The sequence below is a fragment of the Desulfurococcus sp. genome (genome assembly GCF_038881575.1).
Classification (GTDB): domain Archaea; phylum Thermoproteota; class Thermoprotei_A; order Sulfolobales; family Desulfurococcaceae; genus Desulfurococcus.
On the sequence record NZ_JAVZPN010000001.1, the window covers coordinates 93,926 to 112,977 of the forward strand.

The 19,052-nt window shown below is 46.6% G+C and carries 21 protein-coding genes and 1 pseudogene; 7 read left to right on the forward strand and 15 right to left on the reverse strand.

The window, feature by feature from the left end; all coding sequences use genetic code 11:
- Window positions 1-52: 52 nt before the first annotated feature.
- Window positions 53-706 (reverse strand): archaellin/type IV pilin N-terminal domain-containing protein, encoded by a 654-nt coding sequence (locus tag QXV08_RS00485; protein WP_342785658.1) that lies wholly within the window; start codon window positions 704-706, stop codon window positions 53-55.
- A gap of 189 nt (window positions 707-895) precedes the next feature.
- Between QXV08_RS00485 and QXV08_RS00490 the strand changes: the two genes are divergently transcribed.
- Complete coding sequence (locus QXV08_RS00490; RefSeq protein ID WP_342785660.1) at window positions 896-1,255, forward strand: hypothetical protein; 360 nt, start codon at window positions 896-898, stop codon at window positions 1,253-1,255.
- Between the two features lie 59 nt (window positions 1,256-1,314).
- On the opposite strand, the gene QXV08_RS00495 is transcribed toward QXV08_RS00490, so the two are convergent.
- Entirely contained in the window at window positions 1,315-2,046 is a 732-nt protein-coding gene (locus tag QXV08_RS00495) for a hypothetical protein (protein ID WP_342785662.1), read from the reverse strand.
- Entirely contained in the window at window positions 2,036-2,212 is a 177-nt protein-coding gene (locus tag QXV08_RS00500) for a hypothetical protein (protein ID WP_342785664.1), read from the reverse strand. Before QXV08_RS00500 ends, QXV08_RS00495 begins: the two co-directional genes overlap by 11 nt.
- 12 nt (window positions 2,213-2,224) lie before the next feature.
- Here QXV08_RS00500 and QXV08_RS00505 point away from each other — a divergent pair, with 12 nt between their 5' ends.
- Window positions 2,225-3,193 (forward strand): hypothetical protein, encoded by a 969-nt coding sequence (locus tag QXV08_RS00505; RefSeq protein ID WP_342788074.1) that lies wholly within the window; start codon window positions 2,225-2,227, stop codon window positions 3,191-3,193.
- 46 nt (window positions 3,194-3,239) lie between these two features.
- Here the strand turns inward: QXV08_RS00505 and pyrD are convergent, their stop codons facing one another.
- From pyrD to pdxS, 9 genes are all read right to left on the reverse strand, one after another.
- Complete coding sequence (pyrD, locus tag QXV08_RS00510) at window positions 3,240-4,139, reverse strand: dihydroorotate dehydrogenase PyrD (protein WP_342785668.1); 900 nt, start codon at window positions 4,137-4,139, stop codon at window positions 3,240-3,242.
- A complete protein-coding gene (locus tag QXV08_RS00515; protein ID WP_342785670.1) occupies window positions 4,132-4,911 on the reverse strand; it encodes a dihydroorotate dehydrogenase in 780 nt (259 codons plus the stop codon). Before QXV08_RS00515 ends, pyrD begins: the two co-directional genes overlap by 8 nt.
- Entirely contained in the window at window positions 4,895-5,518 is a 624-nt protein-coding gene (gene pyrE, locus QXV08_RS00520; protein WP_342785672.1) for an orotate phosphoribosyltransferase, read from the reverse strand. Before pyrE ends, QXV08_RS00515 begins: the two co-directional genes overlap by 17 nt.
- Window positions 5,506-6,180, reverse strand: coding sequence for an orotidine-5'-phosphate decarboxylase (pyrF, locus tag QXV08_RS00525; RefSeq protein ID WP_342785674.1), 675 nt, complete (start codon window positions 6,178-6,180; stop codon window positions 5,506-5,508). The genes pyrE and pyrF overlap by 13 nt, the downstream gene beginning before the upstream one ends.
- Before the next feature lie 41 nt (window positions 6,181-6,221).
- Entirely contained in the window at window positions 6,222-6,821 is a 600-nt protein-coding gene (locus tag QXV08_RS00530) for a phosphoribosyltransferase (protein WP_342785676.1), read from the reverse strand.
- Window positions 6,822-6,827: 6 nt separating this feature from the next.
- Window positions 6,828-8,399: a glutamine-hydrolyzing GMP synthase gene (guaA, locus tag QXV08_RS00535; RefSeq protein WP_342785677.1), complete on the reverse strand. Its 1,572-nt coding sequence runs from the start codon at window positions 8,397-8,399 to the stop codon at window positions 6,828-6,830.
- 118 nt (window positions 8,400-8,517) lie between these two features.
- The gene (locus QXV08_RS00540; RefSeq protein WP_342785679.1) at window positions 8,518-9,660 is read right to left on the reverse strand and encodes a pyridoxal-5'-phosphate-dependent protein subunit beta; all 1,143 of its coding nucleotides are present in this window, start codon (window positions 9,658-9,660) and stop codon (window positions 8,518-8,520) included.
- 15 nt (window positions 9,661-9,675) lie between these two features.
- Entirely contained in the window at window positions 9,676-10,275 is a 600-nt protein-coding gene (gene pdxT / locus QXV08_RS00545; RefSeq protein ID WP_342785681.1) for a pyridoxal 5'-phosphate synthase glutaminase subunit PdxT, read from the reverse strand.
- 2 nt (window positions 10,276-10,277) lie between these two features.
- Window positions 10,278-11,285, reverse strand: a complete 1,008-nt coding sequence (gene pdxS, locus QXV08_RS00550; RefSeq protein ID WP_342785683.1) for a pyridoxal 5'-phosphate synthase lyase subunit PdxS — start codon at window positions 11,283-11,285, stop codon at window positions 10,278-10,280.
- A gap of 190 nt (window positions 11,286-11,475) precedes the next feature.
- Between pdxS and QXV08_RS00555 the strand changes: the two genes are divergently transcribed.
- Window positions 11,476-13,029, forward strand: coding sequence for an NAD(P)H-hydrate dehydratase (locus QXV08_RS00555; RefSeq protein WP_404990996.1), 1,554 nt, complete (start codon window positions 11,476-11,478; stop codon window positions 13,027-13,029).
- 3 nt (window positions 13,030-13,032) lie between these two features.
- Here QXV08_RS00555 and QXV08_RS00560 read toward each other — a convergent pair whose 3' ends face one another.
- Window positions 13,033-13,989, reverse strand: a complete 957-nt coding sequence (locus tag QXV08_RS00560; protein ID WP_342785687.1) for a DNA methyltransferase — start codon at window positions 13,987-13,989, stop codon at window positions 13,033-13,035.
- 305 nt (window positions 13,990-14,294) lie between these two features.
- Entirely contained in the window at window positions 14,295-14,426 is a 132-nt protein-coding gene (locus tag QXV08_RS00565; protein WP_342785689.1) for a hypothetical protein, read from the reverse strand.
- A gap of 114 nt (window positions 14,427-14,540) precedes the next feature.
- On the opposite strand from QXV08_RS00565, the gene QXV08_RS00570 reads away from it, so the two are divergent.
- From QXV08_RS00570 to QXV08_RS00585, 4 genes and pseudogenes are all read left to right on the forward strand, one after another.
- A complete protein-coding gene (locus QXV08_RS00570) occupies window positions 14,541-15,452 on the forward strand; it encodes an ABC transporter ATP-binding protein (RefSeq protein ID WP_342785691.1) in 912 nt (303 codons plus the stop codon).
- Window positions 15,449-17,050 carry an ABC transporter permease gene (locus QXV08_RS00575; protein WP_342785693.1) on the forward strand — a complete coding sequence of 534 codons (1,602 nt, stop codon included), beginning with the start codon at window positions 15,449-15,451 and terminating at the stop codon, window positions 17,048-17,050. The genes QXV08_RS00570 and QXV08_RS00575 overlap by 4 nt, the downstream gene beginning before the upstream one ends.
- Before the next feature lie 127 nt (window positions 17,051-17,177).
- Window positions 17,178-17,600, forward strand: a pseudogene (locus QXV08_RS00580) (hypothetical protein); the annotation flags it as partial.
- A 169-nt stretch (window positions 17,601-17,769) separates the two neighbouring features.
- Window positions 17,770-18,144, forward strand: a complete 375-nt coding sequence (locus tag QXV08_RS00585) for a nucleotidyltransferase domain-containing protein (protein WP_342785695.1) — start codon at window positions 17,770-17,772, stop codon at window positions 18,142-18,144.
- 227 nt (window positions 18,145-18,371) lie between these two features.
- Here QXV08_RS00585 and QXV08_RS00590 read toward each other — a convergent pair whose 3' ends face one another.
- Entirely contained in the window at window positions 18,372-19,040 is a 669-nt protein-coding gene (locus QXV08_RS00590; protein WP_342785697.1) for a metallophosphoesterase, read from the reverse strand.
- Window positions 19,041-19,052: the final 12 nt, after the last annotated feature.

Consider the following 19,052-nt stretch of genomic DNA (forward strand, 5'->3'; position numbering starts at 1 on the left):
GGGATGAGTAATAAGAAAAAACTGATTATACATTTAAGACACCCCCTCAACCCTACACCAGGTTAATAACTTCTCCTGTAGGCAGTGTTGGAGGTATCATCCTCTCAACAGTCAATGGTGCACCAGCGAGAGGCCTTATCTCAACAGTGAATGATTGATAAGGTCCTAGCGCGAGATTTGTTGGGAGACATATTACTAGTAATGCTTTTTCACCAATCTCTAGTACCTTGAAGGCTGGTACGTTCTCATCGGTCTGTAGTGATTGAATCATGTAGAACGTTGCATTTACACTAGAATCGGATGCAGTTTCTTGATATAGTTGTGTTAAGTCAACCGGCGTGCTGGCTGGCTTAGTAACGAGATTGTTTACCTTTAGAAAGGTGCCACTAGGTAGTCTCACTACTACATCTACTTTATCTGGTGATAGATCTACTGCTTGTTGACCTGGTGATATCTTTAATGGTATATAGATAGCAGCCACCTTGCCGTTATCGTTTACATATGCCATTACTGAGCCATCAACCTCTAGGGCGCTACTAGCCTCGTTTAATGCCTGGTTCATTACCTCCTTGCTCTTCTGTGTTGTGAACATTCCCATGTTTAATACTACGAATGCTAGTGCAGCAGCCACTATTACGAATGCTATTAGGACTATTGCTGCCTCAATGCCTACTATTGCTTTTTTACCTTTCCTCCTACCAGGCATACTTTGCCACCGAAATTCATTTTCCACAGTGCTTCTTAAATATCCAACGCTTTATTCGACAGCTGAGAGACATATACACTTCTACGGTTTATTCGGCGAGTCGCCGAATCCACGGGGTTGACGAGTTTTTCTAAACCCATTGTATTTAAGGCTTTGAAGAGGAGATAGTATTATGGGTGCATAGTATTGATGGAAAATTATACAGAAGGAGGCCTAGCGATTACTAAATCCAGCTACATGAATGTACCGAGGGAGGAGCTCTCGTTGATAGTCGATGGTATCGTGGTTAAGTATGCAGTGGTGGCTGGGTACAGGGAGGGTGTGATAGCCTACTGGCCACCGGAGACACCCATGGAGGTCTTTGAGCTGGCTGAAAACATATACTTGAAGACGCGGAGTCCATGCTACGCCGTTATCGAACCGGTTGGCTCACCATACAAGTACCTACTGTTACACCTTGATGACAAGATTGTATTGCTCACCTTGGATAAAAGGGTTGAAGGAGAGGAACTCGGAAGGAAGATACTCATGGTTCTACTAGCCGGTTGATCAAGGCCAAGGCATATACTATAGCCGGGACGCCGTTGAGCATTAGTAAACAAGCAGTGTTAATATGCTTCAGCCCTCTCGATCTGAATCCTGCTTAATGCTGTGAATGCTGATACATCTAGCAATAGCTTCCTCAATACTGCAATAGTATTCGGGGCATCCTCCTTGTCTAGTTGTGAGACGACCCCGTTTATCTCCTGCAAGCCATTCTTGGCAATTACATTGGATCTACTGCCGAGCTTTCTCGATGCTTTCTCGAATTCGGTGATATACTTCTCCATGTATTTATTTATCTCCTCATAGTAAAAGCTGGGGTTGAATGGGTTGCCCGAGTATATGGCTTCTACGAGCTTATTATATGTCTCCACGACCCTGTAAGCCATAAGCCTTACCCTAGTCAATTCATCAATTCTATTAGTATCCCTCTCTAGGGTGATAAACGGCGGCTTAACCTCCGAGACACTGATTTTTCCAACTGGTTTACTCGATATTATTCTAGCCAGCTCCCCTGGATCGCTTACTAACATGCCTCGACTATAGCATTCAGCGTTGGTTACCTCTCCGCTCTTGCCTTTAACCAGTATCATGCATTCCACTCTATTACTATAGTATATGTTGAGAAGAAAGTATCCTATCCTATTCTCGATGAGTTCCCTCACCTTCTCGATCTCACCAGCATCATATACTTCTATCAGGGATATCTCGGACAACTCTATCAGCTCACGCACCCCTACTTTACCGTTCTGAACCATTTTTGAAACATTGAGGAAATCACCTAGACTACCCTGCATTATCATCTACCTCAACTACTTGATCACGTATTTCTATACTTAAACCAGACGTATGATTCATACGTACATCTTGTACATTAGCTCTTGCATCATTAACCAGCACAATCATGATTAAAGCCTTGTATCCGGGGCCATTGATACTTGAATACATCAGCTTAATTTTCAACCATTTTAATCCATGACCTCTCCCGTCAACGCGAGGAGGTTCTACTATACTCCTTTGTCAGCTCTGTGCTGGGTAAAACAATGGTTCACAGCCTTTAAAATGCTTTCAAAAACCATATTTACACAGGTGCCATACTACATGAGTAGTGAAGTCATTACTGATACTTACAGTAGGAAGATAATGTTGCTTAAGACGCTTGACAGCATGATAGACTTCTCTAAGGCCAGCAACCAGCTCTCCATAGTGTTATACTTATATAATACTAAGACGCCTGTTAGCGTGTCTGAGTTAGCTAGGGTTATTGGTGACACTAGGAAGAGTATTCTCGATAGTCTTAGAAAGCTCGAGAAGAAAGAATTGATTTCTAAAACCATGGTTAATGGCGAGCTCCATATATCGTTAAGCCAGAAAGGAGAAGAGTATGTTAAGAAGCTGATAGAGCTGCTTCACCCAATTAAGGCGAGCAACGACGACAACGTGCTCCAGGTGCCTGTTAGATTAAACCTAGCTAAAGAAGTGATAACATCGCTGAACCTATATAAAATAATTGTTAAGATAGGTTTCTCCAGGAAGGGATGGCTCCTCGTCGACGAGTTGAAGAACCTCGTTGGAGATGAAAAGATCCTCACTATAATATTGGACTCATTCACGATGCCGCCTACAAGGGTACTAAGGCGGATCAAGATTGCGGGAAGAGATGCTGTTGAATTAGATAAAATGGGGCAGGAAATATTAAGGAAGAGCCTCCATTACGCTGCTTTTAGAAGCAACATCATTTACAGGCTACTCGTCAGATTAACCGGCACCCCCTGGGTCTTTGAGATAATGCGGTTCCTCTCAATAACCAGCTTCGTGATCCTCGCATTAAGCATTCTACTACTAGTTGTCAATGCATCCCCGGCTTTAATTGCCGTAGGATTCCTAACAGCATTAATACTCTTATCCCTAGGCATCACGGTCAGCTATATAAAGGTAGAGTAATCTGTGAAGAATGAACCGGGGGATCAGGGAGGGTTGGATCGATTCACTACATTACCGCTATTCCAACAAGATCCATTAAACTATTATACCCCAAGTCAATCAACCACTTGCGGAGTCCACCCAGTATTTCATCCACGATGTTCTCATTCCAGATCACGGCTGTACCTACCTGCACAGCCCTAGCTCCGGCTAGCATGAGCTCCGCTACATCCATCCACGATGACACACCTCCAACCCCTATTATCTCAGCCCTGTACTCCCTGTATACGTCGTATACCACTCTCACAGCTATTGGATGAATAGGTGGCCCCGAGAGGCCCCCATACCTGTTGCTCAGCACAGGCTTAAAAGTGTATACATCTATGCTCATAGCTTTCACAGTGTTTATTAGTGTTAAGGCTTTTACGCCTGCCTCGAGGGCTTTACCAGCTGATTCAATTACTCTATCTGTTAACCCTAGTTTAGCTATTACAGGTATGGATGCTACAGATACAGTATCCTTCACTATTCTGTAAACCAGCATGGGATCGCTACCCAGCTCAAGGCCATAGCCTTCCGCATGGGGGCAACTAAGGTTTAACTCGACTGCATCCACGCCAGCCTCGCTAGCTAGCTCGGTAAGCTTCACAAACTCCTCTACATTGGAGCCACCGATGCTGAGGATCAATGGTTTACTAAGTTCTCTTGCCTTCCTAGCTAGAACCGGGATCACTCCAGCCCCGGGGTTCGCTAAGCCTACTGCGTTTAGGAGCCCGTTATTCCTTAACTCAACAATAATGGGTGGAGAATACCCCTCCCTAGGATTCAACGTTATAGTCTTAGATACAATGGCTGAGAAACCCTGCTTAGCCAGTATCTCAAGGTGCTCAGGCTCCGAGCCAAGTATACCGCTTGCATTCATAACAGGGTGCTCTAGCCTTAGCCCAGCTATACTTGTTTCAAGCACTTCCACCACCCTTAAGGAAGCCCTCTATATCACGGCACTTGAAGACTGGGCCATGCCTACATAGAAGGAGGGGATGGGGTTTCAAGACGCATGAGCCACATGCCCCAACCCCACATTTAACAAGGGTCTCAGTGTTAACATATAGCTCCACACCGGTATCGTTGAACAGGCTACATACCTCTCTTAGCAAGCCCTGCGGCCCAGAGGCTATCACTAGATCCCATTTACCCGGGTTCTCATGGATCACCCTGGATGCAAGCATTGATGCTCTACCACAGTAGCCAGTGCTACAATCCTCTGTCGCGACATATATTGCGACATCCTTGTCTACAGTGTTAAGTAGACTCCTAGGGTTGAATAACTCGTCTCCCCCTCTAACACCCCATACCAGGTCTACTGAAACGCCTTCTTCACATGCTTTCCTAGCAAGATAGAAGAACGGAGCTATCCCTGAGCCCCCTGCTACAAACAATATCCTCTTATAGCCCTGCGGCTTAAACCCTACACCATAGAAACCCATTACCCCTAGGAAACCGCTGTGAAGCCTGATCAACGCCCTTGATCCCTCTCCTCTTTCCTTCACGATTATCACTACCTCACCATTACTGAAGTCCGCTACACTCATTGGCAGCAAGTCTACTCCGGGCACCCATGTCAACAGGAATTGAAACGGTAAGGGTTCCTTGATCCCATCGCTAAGTATCCTGATCCTCTTTAGATATAGTGTCTTGCTAAGCTTCTCGGAGCCAGTTATCTTAGCCGGGTAATACACCCTGGTTCACCGTCCCCCCTGCTGAGTACTTGTCAAGGTACTCGAGTAGCTCACGGTATATTGTCTCATTGATTAATCCATGAGCGTAGAGATCCCTGAAGACCTCTCTCGCCGTTATTAACCGATAGAGCTCGATGCCCCTGGAAGCAAGTGCCTCACGAGCTCCCTGCTCCCTGTCAACGAGGACAGCTACTCTTACCGGTATTCCGCCGGCTTCCCATATTGCTTCGACAGCCTTCAGTATCGAGGAGCCAGTTGTAGATACATCGTCGAGCACCAGGGTTCTCAAGCCAGTTACATCTCCCTCGATCAGCGAGCTGGTTCCATGGTTCTTCTTTTCCACTCTGACATATGCCATCGGCTTATTTGTGAGGCATGAGACATATGTAGCTAGAGGTATTCCTGCTGTCGCGACACCCACTACTACATCGATATCGTCGAGTTTTACTCTACGTGTTAGCTCTAGGATGATTGTCCTAGCGAGATCCGGGTACATGTATAGTCTCCGCATATCGATGTAGAATGGGCTCTCGATGCCTGAGGATAGCTTGAACCTACCTATCTTCACCATGCCCCTCTTATAGAGCTCAATGCTTATCCATGACACTTCGACCACCTCTTCAACTGTATCTCCCTAACCTCCCTGGCTGCTTCACCAGGATTCTTGGAGCCGGTTATCAGCCTACCCACAATCTCGTAGTCGGCGCCCGCGCATAGTGCTGAGCCGGGTTCAGCTCCCTGGATCCCTATACCGGGCGAATATATCTTTATTGATCCGCCGAGCCTCTCCCTCGCATACCTGATCACATTCGGCCTCGTAGCTGGTGTGACAATGCCTTCAACTTCTGCTTTCACTGCTAGATCTAGGAATTCATCGATATGCTTATCTATGAATTCCCGTGAGCCCTCATGACTCATGGATGCCACTAATATAATGCCTATCCCTGTAACCATGGATGTCTTCATAAGGGTCTCCAATGCACCATTATACCCTACAAAGGCGTGCGCTATGACAGCGTTTACGCCGGTGTTTGCTAGATGCTTGACCGTAGTACTCATTATGTCCCCTATATCCGCTAGCTTCAGATCCGCTATGATCGGCTTCTCCGTGAGCCTCCTCAGCCTTCTAATCCCTTGTTTACCATGCTTTAGAAGGAAGGGGATACCTATCTTATAGCCTGAAACATACTCATCGACTCCCCTTACAAGGATATCTATCCTCCTGTCTTTCTCCTCCCTTACAGGTGGATCAATTGCAACAACTAACATGAAGCCCGCTTTAGCTATGTAAACCAGGGCTTAAAAATATTCTAGCTACTATACCTTTTAAGTGCCTCTCTTATCCTGTATGGATCCAGATATAGCTCTGAAGCCGTGATTTCCCTTAGTATCCTGAACGCCTCCTCGTGGATATCTCCTCCTCTCGCCTTGGCTAAGCCGTACAGGGTCTCAGCGAATGACCATGGGTAGAATATCCATGCCCATTCATCGATTTTCTCAACGTAGTAATCAGGCTTGAATGAACTTGTGGACTTATAGTGTATAATAGCTGTCTCAACGGAGTCAGCTCCTAGATCCCTTATTAGCCTGGTTATCCTGGTTAAAGTAGCCCCTGTATCAACTACTTCATCCACTACTAGCACCTTCCTATTTTTAAAATTGGGTGGTTCATGTATTGAGAGCTCCGGCTCACTACGTATCCTACCACCGATCCCCCATAGCTTTGATCTGAGGACCACTAGGTCTTCTACACCCAGCACATCGCTGATTATTCTAGCCGGTATTAATCCTCCCCTAGATACGGCTACCACTGTATCGTATTGCTTCCCGCTATCAAGTACCATGGATGCAAGCCTGTAGCATAACTCTATGGCTTTACTCCATGGTATGTAGATGATCCTCAAGTCCATACCGCCTCAGCAGGGCTCTATAGTGCTGGGAGGCTTGGATGTGATAGCGTAGGTAACCATTGTCACATCATGGATACTATTAGTGATCCTCCTACTAATCTCATCGAGTACATCATAGGGTATCCTCGAGTAGTCGGCAGTCATCCCGTCAACGCTTTCAACTATTCTAACGGTGACTATGTAGCCGTGGCTTCTAGCATCACCCTTTACCCCGACCCATCTATCATCGCCTACAACGGCGAAGGCCTGCCACACCCTACTGTATAACCCATACTCTCTGAGCACGTCCTCAACTATTTTAGAAGCCCTCCTACACACATCCAGCTTCTTCTTTGTGAAGACACCTGTAATCCTGACAGCTAACCCAGGTCCTGGAAACGGGTGTCTCTCGATTATTTCACGGGGAACACCGAGCAACCTGGCTATCTCCCTTACCTCATCCTTGTAGAGGAGGCGCAGTGGCTCCAGTATCTTAACCCTACCCCTAAACCACTCGGGTAATCCCCCAACGTTATGGTGCGACTTGATTACGGAGGCTGCCTTATGGGTTCCACCGCTCTCGATTACATCAGGGTATGTTGTACCCTGTAGGAAGTATTCAGCACCCTCTTTTTCAATGATTTCAGAGAATATTCTCGCGAACTCCTCACCTATTACCCTACGCCTCTCCTCGCAGTCAGTGGAGTCCTCGAGCTTCGAGATGAATCTCTCCCCGGCATCAACTATTAAAGGGTTTAACCCGAGTTTCTCGAGGGATGAGACAACAAGCTCTCTTTCCCCCTCCCTCAGTAAACCATGGTCAACGAACACGGGTATTAATTTATCGCCGAAGAGCTTCTTCCCTATTAAGGCTGTAACGGTTGAATCTATGCCGCCGCTGACGCCGACAACGGCTACACCATTCTTAGTTACTTCTCTGCTGAGTTCATCGATTATACACCTATAGTAGTTCTCAGTCCTCCAAGCCCTTTTCGCATTAATGATCCCGAGAAAATTATCCAGGAGCCTCCGGCCTTTCACAGTGTGATGTACCTCTGGATGGAACTGGACACCGTAGACAACCCTGTTGTTCACGACTGCTTTAATAGCCGCCACCACTTTATTCTCGCTTTCAGCCAGTAATGTAATGGAGTCGGGAAGGTCTTCGATGCATTCACCATGGCTCATCCAGACTACTTCGCTGTTACTCCATCCATTAAACAATGCATCACTATTCAGTATCTCCACGGTGGTTCTACCATACTCGCTGCACCCTGTAGACAACTTGGCACCGAGGAGGTATCCTATTAACTGGTGGCCAAAGCATATTCCTAGTAATGGCTTATCTCCCTCCATGAGGATCTTCCTAGCCGTCTCCACAGCATCTTTGTCAAGGCTTTTCACACTTAAATGGCTGCCCGATAATATTACCGCGTCGTAGTCCTCAATGTTAACGCGGTTTAAATCCCTGTAGAAGACTATCTCGGAGTATACCTCGAGCTCCCTGATTCTCCTAGCTATTAAATGCGTGTACTGCCCACCATAGTCCACTATCAGGATCCTGCTTCCAGGTATATTGGTAATGTTCTCCCGCGTCATGATGAATAGTATAGCCGGTTATGTCTTAAAAACAGGGTTTAAATGATTTTCATATATAAAATCACTGTTTTACAGGCCCGGTTTTACATTAAATCTATTAAAATCCATCGAGACCGGGTTACTCAACTATATAGCTGTCCTCACATATAGAGTAGGTCTTCACCTTTCTTCCAACCCCTTTAACCACGTGCTTGCCGCATACAAGCCCGAGCTCCTCAAGAGATTTAAGCGCCTTATATACTCCTCTAAGGCTGTATCTCCCGAGGATCCTCCATACCTCGTAGGCTGTGAGCTCAGATTGCTTCTCGAGGATCCCAAGTATCTCGGAGCCCAGCTTGCTTAGATTCCTTCTTTGCCTAACGTGTTTCTCGCCCACAGTGATTACAGCTATGGAGTTACCGATGGTTTTCGCGACAGCGTATGCCAGGGCCGAGACCATCTTTGTCCTTACACCTATACGGCTTAATTCAAGTAGTGCTCCCAATGCCTCAGTCTTATCGACCTCTTCTATTTTAACACGGCTACCACAGTGGTCTATAAGCCAGGGTTTCTCAGCACCCTTCACCATAGCTCCTATGATCACGTATCCTGGATCTATTCCTAGATAGCTGAGCTCTTTGAGGGCTTTGCAGAGCGAGAAGGCTAGGGTACCTGTTTCAACCGGTACAATAACGTTTTCACTCCTAAGCTTCCTCTCATATATCTCGAGCAATATAGTCTTCAATCCCTCTATAGTTAGCGGATTAATGTAAGGGATGTCTGCTTCCCCCTTATCACCTATTTTTATGGTGAATCCTGCTCTGTGAACACTGATTAATTCATCAACGTCGGCGTTAAAAGGGTCATTGACCACTATGCTTCCCTTAACCAATCCACGTGTATAATACGTAACAGAATAGGCGAAGTCCTCGACATACTCGACACTAATGATTTTTCTACCCGTGGAAGCTAGATAGCTGGCAATAATGCTTGACGCTCTATCAGAGTATGAGCCCGTTGGGTTTTTCCTCTCGTTTTTAACTAGTACTCCATTAACCACTCTAAGCGGCGTAAGCCCCTCGCCCATTGATATCCTACGGGGAAACCCTGGTAGGAGACCCCTATACCTCCAGATACTTGCCTCATTCCTTTCTATGCTTAGGGAGGCTTTCTCATACTCTAGAACAGTTACGCCTCCACATATAGGGCATTTGAGATGTAACCCCTTCTCACGCCACCCGCATTTCAGACACTGTGAAAAAAACCATGTATCCTGGCTCAAGATGCATTCCTCACGCTATCTCTTGGCTTGCTGGATAATATAGTTGTAGAGCCTTATATCACCCGTTATCTCGGGGTGAAATGTCACCGCGTACAGGTTCCTCTCAAGCGCAGCAACACCATGCCTACCCAGCGAGGAATCGTTGAGGTAACCGGTTATCCTCGCCGGCTCACGTGCCTCGAGTATTATAGGGGCTCTTATAAACGCCGCCCTCACCTCCCCTATATCCTCAATATTAACTGTCGCGATGAATGACTCCCTTTGCCTCCCATACGCGTTCCTCATTACCCTGATATTCATCGCTCTGAGAGTATACTGCTTTGTCTCCCCGACAACTCTGTCGGCCACCTCTTTAGCTAAGAGTATTGCGCCGGCACAGGTGCCTAAAACTGGTTTACCGGTCTCCATAAACTCCACTAGGGGTTTACTAAGGCCCCTGCTCTCTATTAGTGAGCCTATCGTCGTGGATTCACCGCCTGGTATTATTAATGCATCAATGTATGAGAGCTCCCTTGAATGCTTAACGATCACTGGTTCCACTCCTCCAAGCGATTTAAGCACCTGGTAATGCTCCAGGTAGTCTCCCTGCAGGGCTAGGATGCCTATTTTAACCATGATTACACACCCCGCTCCTGCATCAACTCCTCGGGTTTAAGCCTCCTGATATCTATCCCGAGCATTGAGGCTTTCTCAGACACCATTTTCTGCGCCTCAAGCACTGTCTCAGGGTCATCCCAGTATGTTGTTGCCAATACTATCCCCTGGGCCCTGGCCTCTGGATCATTACTCTTGAATATGCCTGAGCCAACGAAGACCCCATCGGCACCCAGCCACATCATTAAAGCTGCGTCAGCAGGCGTTGCTATCCCTCCAGCTGCGAAGTTCACGACGGGCAGTCTACCCAGCCTGGCTGTTAGAAGAGCAAGCTCGTAGGGAACCCGGTTCTCCTTCGAGTAAACCCATATCGCCTCCGCATCTCCATTCCTATAGTAGCCGTTGAGCAGGTAGATATCCCTGTTCACGATCTTCATGTGTCTAACTGCCTCAGCCACGTTGCCAGTACCTGGTTCCCCCTTTGTCCTGATCATTGATGCCCCCTCATAGATTCTTCTCAACGCCTCTGGGAGACTCCTGGCACCGTTGACGAATGGCGTCTTGAACAACCATTTATTAATATGGGCTTTCTCATCGACAGGCGTTAACACCTCACTCTCATCTATTAGGTCAACCCCTACCTCCTCTAGAACCCTGGCCTCCCATTCATGCCCTATCCTGCACTTCGCCGAGACAGGTATAGTTATAGAGTTCATTACCTCCTCTATAACCTTTATATCAGCTGTTCTCGCGACACCTCCAGCCATTCTGACATCATAGGGCAATTTATCAAGCACCATCACCCCTACAGCGCCGGCCTCCTCGGCTATAATGGCTTGCTCGGGGTTAGTCACATCCATGATGACCCCACCTTTAAGCATGGATACAAACCCGTATTTCACCAAGGGCGTCGCTGTCTCTCTCCCTGGAACAGGATATCCCTCCTCCCTGAGTTTATCCCTGAGCTCTAAGAGCTTATAGAGGAGACTTCCCAGCTCCTCGAGGAACATGTATGCGTCAACGAGCTTCAATAGGGTCACCAGATATGTTAATACCTTGCATTATTGGATAAACATTGTTGAACGTTCCCAGGGATACTATTAAGATACTATAGGCTGGGCTTTCTCTACTTTGTAATCCATGCTATTAATTAAGCTTAAGTATACTGTGTCCCATAATAGTATATGGTGTCCCCTATTGAAGATCTCCAGCGTTAGTGAGATGAGGTGGATTGATGAGGAGGCCCAGAAATACGGGTTATCCAGCATTATATTAATGGAGGAGGCTGGCAGTGCACTCTACACGGTGATACTCAGGGAATACGGTGTCGAGGGAAGAAGATTCACGGTTATAGCTGGGACGGGTAACAACGGCGGCGACGCGCTTGTAGCTGCTAGGAGACTGCATGCAGGCGGCGGGCTTGTCGAGGTGTTCATCGTAGGCAACCCGGTTAAGATGAGTGAGGCAACGAGGTTCAACCATGATATCCTGGTTAAAATGGGTGTCCCAGTTAAATACGTCTCCAGCGAGGAGGAGGTCAGCGCACTAGGGGAATCCATCAAGAGGGCAGACGTACTTTTGGTGGGATTAATAGGTATAGGGTTGAGGGGCGAGGTATCCGGGCTACCTAGAAGAATAATCGAATTAGTCAACTCGAGTGGGAAACCAGTTGTAAGTGTTGACATACCATCTGGTGTTGAAGGGGACACAGGGCTGGTGAAGGGTGTAGCGGTTAAGTCAAGTATCACTGTTACCTTCGGTATGCCGAAATACGGTAATATATTATATCCAGGCTACCATTACTGCGGGAAGCTATATGTATCAATGCTCTCGTACCCGAGGAGCCTCATTGAATCGGTTAGGGCTGAGCTGAATACTCCAGTGAAACTCCCTGAGAGGCCTAGATGGGGTCATAAAGGGGTATTTGGGAAACTACTCGCCGTAGCCGGCGCTAGATACTATTATGGTGCACCGTACTATGTATCCCTCTCATTCCTTAAGGTGGGAGGCGGGTACTCCAGGCTAGCAGCACCTAGGAGCATCATACCCTATATAGCTTCCAGGGCTCATGAAGTAGTATACATTCCCCTCGAGGAGACGAGTGAGGGCACTATAGCTCTCGGCAACCTCGAGAAGATACTGGGACTCATAGAGGAACATGGCATAGATATCGTAGCTGTTGGGCCAGGGGTCTCGTTAAATAACGAGACACAGGAGCTCGTAAGGAAGCTCGTGGAGTCGATAGATAAGCCGGTCATAATCGATGGGGATGGGATAACAGCTGTATCCGGGAACCCTGATGTATTGAAGAAGAGAAGGGCCCCCACCATTATAACGCCTCACCCAGCCGAGTTCTCGAGGCTGGTTAACAAGCCTTTGAAAGAGGTACAGGAGAACCCGGTGGAATACTTGAGGAGGGCATGCATGGAGCTAGGCTCCTACATAGTGTATAAGGGGGCTCATAGCATGATATGCTACCCGGATGGATACATATATGTGAATATGACTGGTAATCCAGGCATGGCTAAAGCTGGAAGCGGCGATGTACTCACAGGCGCTATAGCAGGGATGTATGGTATAGGGTTAAGGAGCATTGGTGAAGCTGTGAGAATGGGTGTGCTTGTACACGGCCTCGCCGGGGATTTAGCAGCTGAGGATATAGGGGAGGATGGCGTCACACCGGATACTATTATGGAGTATTTGCCTAAAGCTGTCAAGGTGTTAAGGGAGAACCCTGGCCACATAGTTGATAAATACATGCCTAAACAAGTTTAAACCTTAACTAGTTAGATAATCCAGGTCCATGTATGCGCTGTACTTGTATTTCCCATACTCCTCCCGGTTCCTAGGCTTCCTCATGACATAGAGTTTCTCATGATATATAAGCAGAAAATCCCTGTCCTTGAGCCTAGACCATACCTCTCTTGTCGTCTTCATTTTATGCTGTATCTTCACCACTTCCTCCCTGAGGATGAAGCCTCTTCTTAAAAGAATCCCTAGTACGTAATGGGATATTGGCACGTAGTGTTTACGGATACGGGTATCCCCTATAAGTATTCCAAGATACCTCCCTGGCTTTAAGACCCTATAGATCTCCCCTGCTACTTCATTAAACCATTTAAGATACTCCTCTAGGCTACCCGCTCTCGAGAGATCCCCGTCAACCCTATTGCTATACTTAATTATATTAAAGTATGGCGGGTGGGTAATCACCAGATCTATTGTTTCATCCCTTACCTTGCTGAGCCTCCTGGCATCGCCGTGATAGATCTCTACCACAGCTCCCCCAGCGTTCTCTAAGTCAACACCACCTGCATCACCCGGTGGGTTCTCGAGGGCTTTTTCAAGCCAGTATAATCTGTGGAGAGTAAGGATCACGGCCTCATAGCTTATATCGACGCCTATGCAGTTCCTGCCGAGGAGCTTGGCCTCTATGCAAGTGGTGCCGGAGCCAATCATGGGGTCTAGCACTATGTTACCTGGATCACTATACCTTTCAATCAGTAGCCTGGCTACCTGGGGAGGCCAGTTACCCCTGTAGTTGCCTCTATGAGTAGCCCATGAACCCCTCTTAGGGAAGCTCCACACGGTTGAGGAGGAATCAGTGAGCTCCTCGGGTAACGGCGTCATCCTCTTAACCTTAATGGGCTTTAACTCTATCTCCTCACCCTCAATAATCACCGTGTTCCTCTTGGAAACATAGTCCAGGTACTCACTGTAGTCCACGAGCTTCATTGATTACCCTACCAATGTATAAGATATGGGGCGGGAAATATATTACTGACCTCCCCTCCACCCCGAAAGGCTGGGTTCCCTTCTGAGTGGTTCACTGGTTCCCGCATCTATTCGGGTCCCCTCTGTAATAGTAGTCTCCCAGCGCTAAATCATTATCTCCTAATATGTTTCCCGGAACACCATTGATATTCTATATAAAGCTGTAATAGCTGCTGGCGTTAACTGGGATAATGCATCCTCTACCGCAGATTCTGTAGTGAAGGCCTTTGTTAACTAATGGAGTAAGCGGTGTTAACCGGTATTTTCTACGTATCCCTGTATGAGTCTTCATCACTACATCTCCTGCGATATCCCAGTGTTTTAGAAGGGCAGTCTCTACAGTATCCCATGGCCTCGGCTACAAGAATGTTTCTGCCACAGATCTTGTAGTTAGCCATGACTGAGCATCTGATTTCACAATCAAGTAATATGTGGTTTTTTATTTTTGTTTTAAACTATAGGTTTATTAAACTGATCGAATATTCAGCATAGAGTAGTATGGGGATTTAATATTGATCGAGGTTAAAAACATATCAAAATCTTTTGGGAGGACGAGAGTTCTCTCCGACGTCTCATTTAAAGTTGGTAACGGCGAGGTGGTAGGCTACGTTGGCTTGAATGGTGCTGGTAAGACGACTACTATAAGGATAATAGTAGGTGTCTTAAACCCGGATAGCGGCGATGTGATCGTGGATGGATACAGCGTGCTCAGTGATAAGAGGAGGGCTTCAGAGAGGATTGGATGGGTTCCTGAGCTACCAATCTTCGAGACAGAGTTCAAGGCGCTAGACTACTTTGTCTACCTAGCAGGCTACCATGGCTTAAGCAAAAGCGAAGCCGTTAAACTAGGTAAAGAGCTACTTGGCAGAATGGGGCTGGAGGACGCCATGGGTAAGAGGCTCTCAGAATACTCGCAGGGAATGAAGAAGAGGTTTGCACTGGCTGTATCCTTGATAAGCAATCCACCCAACATAGTATTCGACGAGGTGTTAAATGGCCTGGATCCCCAGGGAATAGCCTTCTTCAGAGAGCTTGCACGCGAGTTCAAGAGGGAGAATAAAGCCGTATTATTCTCCTCGCATATACTGAAGGAGGTTGAGCAGTTAGCCGATAAAGTAGTGTTTATACATAAGGGTAGGATAATAGGCGTGTACACGATGGAGGAGATAACCAGGCTCGCGAAGCCTAGCTTAAAGATAAGGGTTTCAAACAACCTTGAGGAAGCAGTCAAGATACTGAGCAACTATGGTGAAGTAGTAGCCGGGGACATGGAGATAACCGTTAAAATAAACCATGGGGTTAACCCGGAGGAAATATTGGGTGAGCTCGTAAAGAGAAGCATTGGAGTCAAGGAGTTTAGAAACGAGGAAAGGGATCTCGAAGCATTCTTCTTCGAGTTAATAAGGGAGGCTGAGAAACAGTGAAACCATTCATCTACGACTTCAAGAGAGCACTATTCAGAAAGGCAACCATAGTGACACTAGTCTTATTCATAGTCGCCGGGTTAGGGTTAACATATATCTCGGCACAACAGATAATAACAGGGAGTCTAAGCCTTCTTTATAATGGAGTAGTACTCTTCAGACTGGACGCAACGAGCCAGAAACTCGAAGTGGTCAGCGGGGTATACGATAACGAGCTTAATCCAGCCACTATAGAGTTATCGCTCGACTTATTAATACTCGCACCCGGATCCGGCTCAGACTGGAAGACCATAAGCCTTGGAAGCTATCAGTTAACCGGGAAGACTAGACTAGATATCCCTGTCTCAGGCGGGGTGATGGAGACGCCCGGACCAGGTATAGGGGTTGTTCTCAAAGCAGTGCTTACCAGGGTAAAGGTTGGAACCCTTGATATATCAGGCCTAAAATTCTTACACACTACACCTCTAGACAACGTAAATAATACTCCAGTTTACGGGGGCTGCATGTTTCTAGGCGGTAGGACTTCATTCATACCGGTAATGGTGGGGAATGAAAGAGGCGGATTCTTCACTATTAATGGATGCATGAGTATAGCTTCTGCCATGGATAGGCTCTACCTTATAATGGGTTTCCCGCAGCTACTGGTTAAGCCGTTACAAGTATATTATAATGTATCAGTAGCCACTCTTACATCATCAGGCACTACATCAATAGGTACTGGAGTTGTTAACTTGACAGGTATGAAGTACCTGGGTGATATGAGCGAAGACATGAGGATATATGTGTTCCCGATAGAACTGAGAGATGTTTCCAGGTATCGGATCCTAAACGTCTCCTGGGCAGTGGTGGCAAACAATAGCGAGATTCGAGGGGGAAGCGGTAATGTAATCGTAAGTATAGGGGGGACTGCAAGAGGAGTTATAACAAGCAACATAAGTAGTATAGGTTTATCCCTCTTCGCCCTCTTATTCCCCGTTGTAATGCTTTACCTAGGCTACGTTTTAATAGCTAAGCCGAAGAGCCAGGGTGCGTTGGAGTTCATCCTTGCGAGACCTGTTACAAGGGTAGACCTATACATGACGCGATACATTGCAGGTATACTGGTAGCCTTAACTGCACCACTTTTATTCATCACTGCGCTGTATACTGGGGTATACGTGGTTATGGGTGTGTTGCTTAGCCCACAGGACATGTTGCTATTCTACCTGGGTATAGCTGGATCCCTGGTGGCCTTCTATACTTTATGCTACTATATAGCTGTGGAGTTCAAGGGCACCTCATACCTAGCCTTCACGATAACATTGTACTTGTTCTTCCTAATAGGGCTTCAGATAGTAGGCATGATACTTGCATTCACAATAGGGCATACGTCAAGCATAGATGAGTTAATAAAGACCCAGTATAAGCTATACTACTTTAGCCCGCTTGGATTCATGAACCTGGTTTCGGCACTGGTGCAATATAATTACGGGGTACTAGGGGAAACAGTTCTAGAAGTAGTTAAGCCAGAATACATTGTGGTAGCTTTCACAGCCTGGACACTGATACCGTTTATAGCCGGGTTACTCAGGTTCAAAGTGAAGAATCTATCTAGTTAATCCCATATATTTTAATAAGAGTGTGGGCGTCCAGGGATTGATTTGATTAATAAATTATGATTTTATTATTCACAGCAATTACTCTGACCTCCTCCCCGCCCTAAAGGGCGAGGCTTTCAGTTGTAACATTGTCTCACTCAAGGCTCTGTGGTTCTCGGAAGCCACTAGACCGGGCTTCCCAAGAGAGAAGGTGAGGTATCTTAGATTGAATGCTCTGAGCCAGGCTCTCAAATATGTGGCTAGAATTGGAGCCGATTACGTTGCTTTCGAGAACCTCTACGGGGTAAAGAGTAAGAGGTTTACTGAGAATCCCACGGCTAACAGGAAGATAAGCGGGTTCGCTAAGAAGCAGATGCTCACTCACGGAGTCATAAAGGCTCTGAGGCAAGGCCTCAGCGTAATACTCGTAGACCCGAGGGGAACAACAAACTCGGAGGAGCACAGCGAAGTTATGAGGAGATATGGATTAGACAGACACACAGCGTCAGCATACCTAATAGCGCTAAGAGGACTAAGCAAGGTTTATACCAACCAACATAAACACACATGAAAACCAAAACAGCAGCGAAAGGCACGTGACTAGTGCATACCTAATAGCTCTGAAAGCAAGAAGAGCACTAAGCAACCTACAGAGACCTTAAAAGACCTAAAAACTAGAAACAGCATGCAACCCTTCGGGGCAAACGGCACCCTCAGTTTGTCCCTAGAGGCGACCTCAAGTGTCCCTAAACTATGTAAAACGACCCTCTAGGGACAAATGGATCCCTAGAATCTATGAGATATATATCGAGAGGTTAAAGATATACGAAGAGGCTTTCAGAGAATTTGTAGAGGCTCTATGTAGAAGTGATAAAATTATAGACGCTTTCCTAGTTGGCTCAAGAGCAAGAGGGGACAACCTCCCCTACAGCGACTACGACATAGTCGTAGTTGTGCCAAGTAACATAGATAAACTCTCAGTAGCAGAAGAGCTGCGTAGATTAAGAAAAAAGAGTTTTCCCCTGGATTTAATACCACTCTACAAAGACGAGTTAAACGACCCAATATACAGCGAGATGCTGAGATACGCTAGGAAACTCTGCAAAAACCGTTAAAAGGTAAGAATGGCTAAGAGGCTATTGTAGATTTAACGCTAAATTTGAATGCCTATGATTAATTCTAAGTTTTTGCGATGGGCCGCGATGCGGTGAGTCACCTGCCCGCAGATGAGGGTCCCGTGGCGTTGGGTTTGACAAGACCCCATGAAGTTCTACCAGCAAATTACCCGAGGATACTGCATGAACGTTGCAACCATTATAGCTAGTTGTTTTTATCTTGTTTATTAAATCCTCTTAATGCTTACATCTGTTACACTGCCCCCTGATATAGTGATTAACGCGTAATATCCATGCATGAATGGACCCGGGTGAACTATTACTGTGCCACCGCTCCTAGTCCATCCAGAGTGCTCGTGTATGTGGCCTGTTATCCAAAGTAAGGGCTGCCTAGCTGTCATGAAATCCCTGAATACCTTCGAGCCTATATGTATGTTGCCTACTTCATCGAAGAAGCCGTTCACGGGTTGATGGGTGACCATTATTAGCCTGCCTGGATCAATACCCATGGCCCTCTCTATTAAATTATTGAAGTCATCCTCGCTGTACTCGATCAACGTGTTAAACGGTGACACACCTCCACCTCCTATCCCGTAGAAGACGTAGCCTTCTACCTCAACCAGCTTACCATGGATGTTTAAAATATTGTTTGATGTATCCAGGGGGCCAGTCAACCAGGGGTCATCACAGTTGCCTGGGATGAATAGAATCGGTGAGCCCACTGCCTCACGTAGCTTCTCCAGTATCTTGATAGCTATGCTAGCCGGCTTAAAGTATGTTATGTCGCCTGCTACAATTGTGAGTCTAACTCCGCCAACCTCCTCAACCAGTTTCGCGAGAGCCTTAAATCTCTGAGTCCTCTCATGTATGTCGGAGAGTGCTAGAATACTCACCATGATACTGCACCA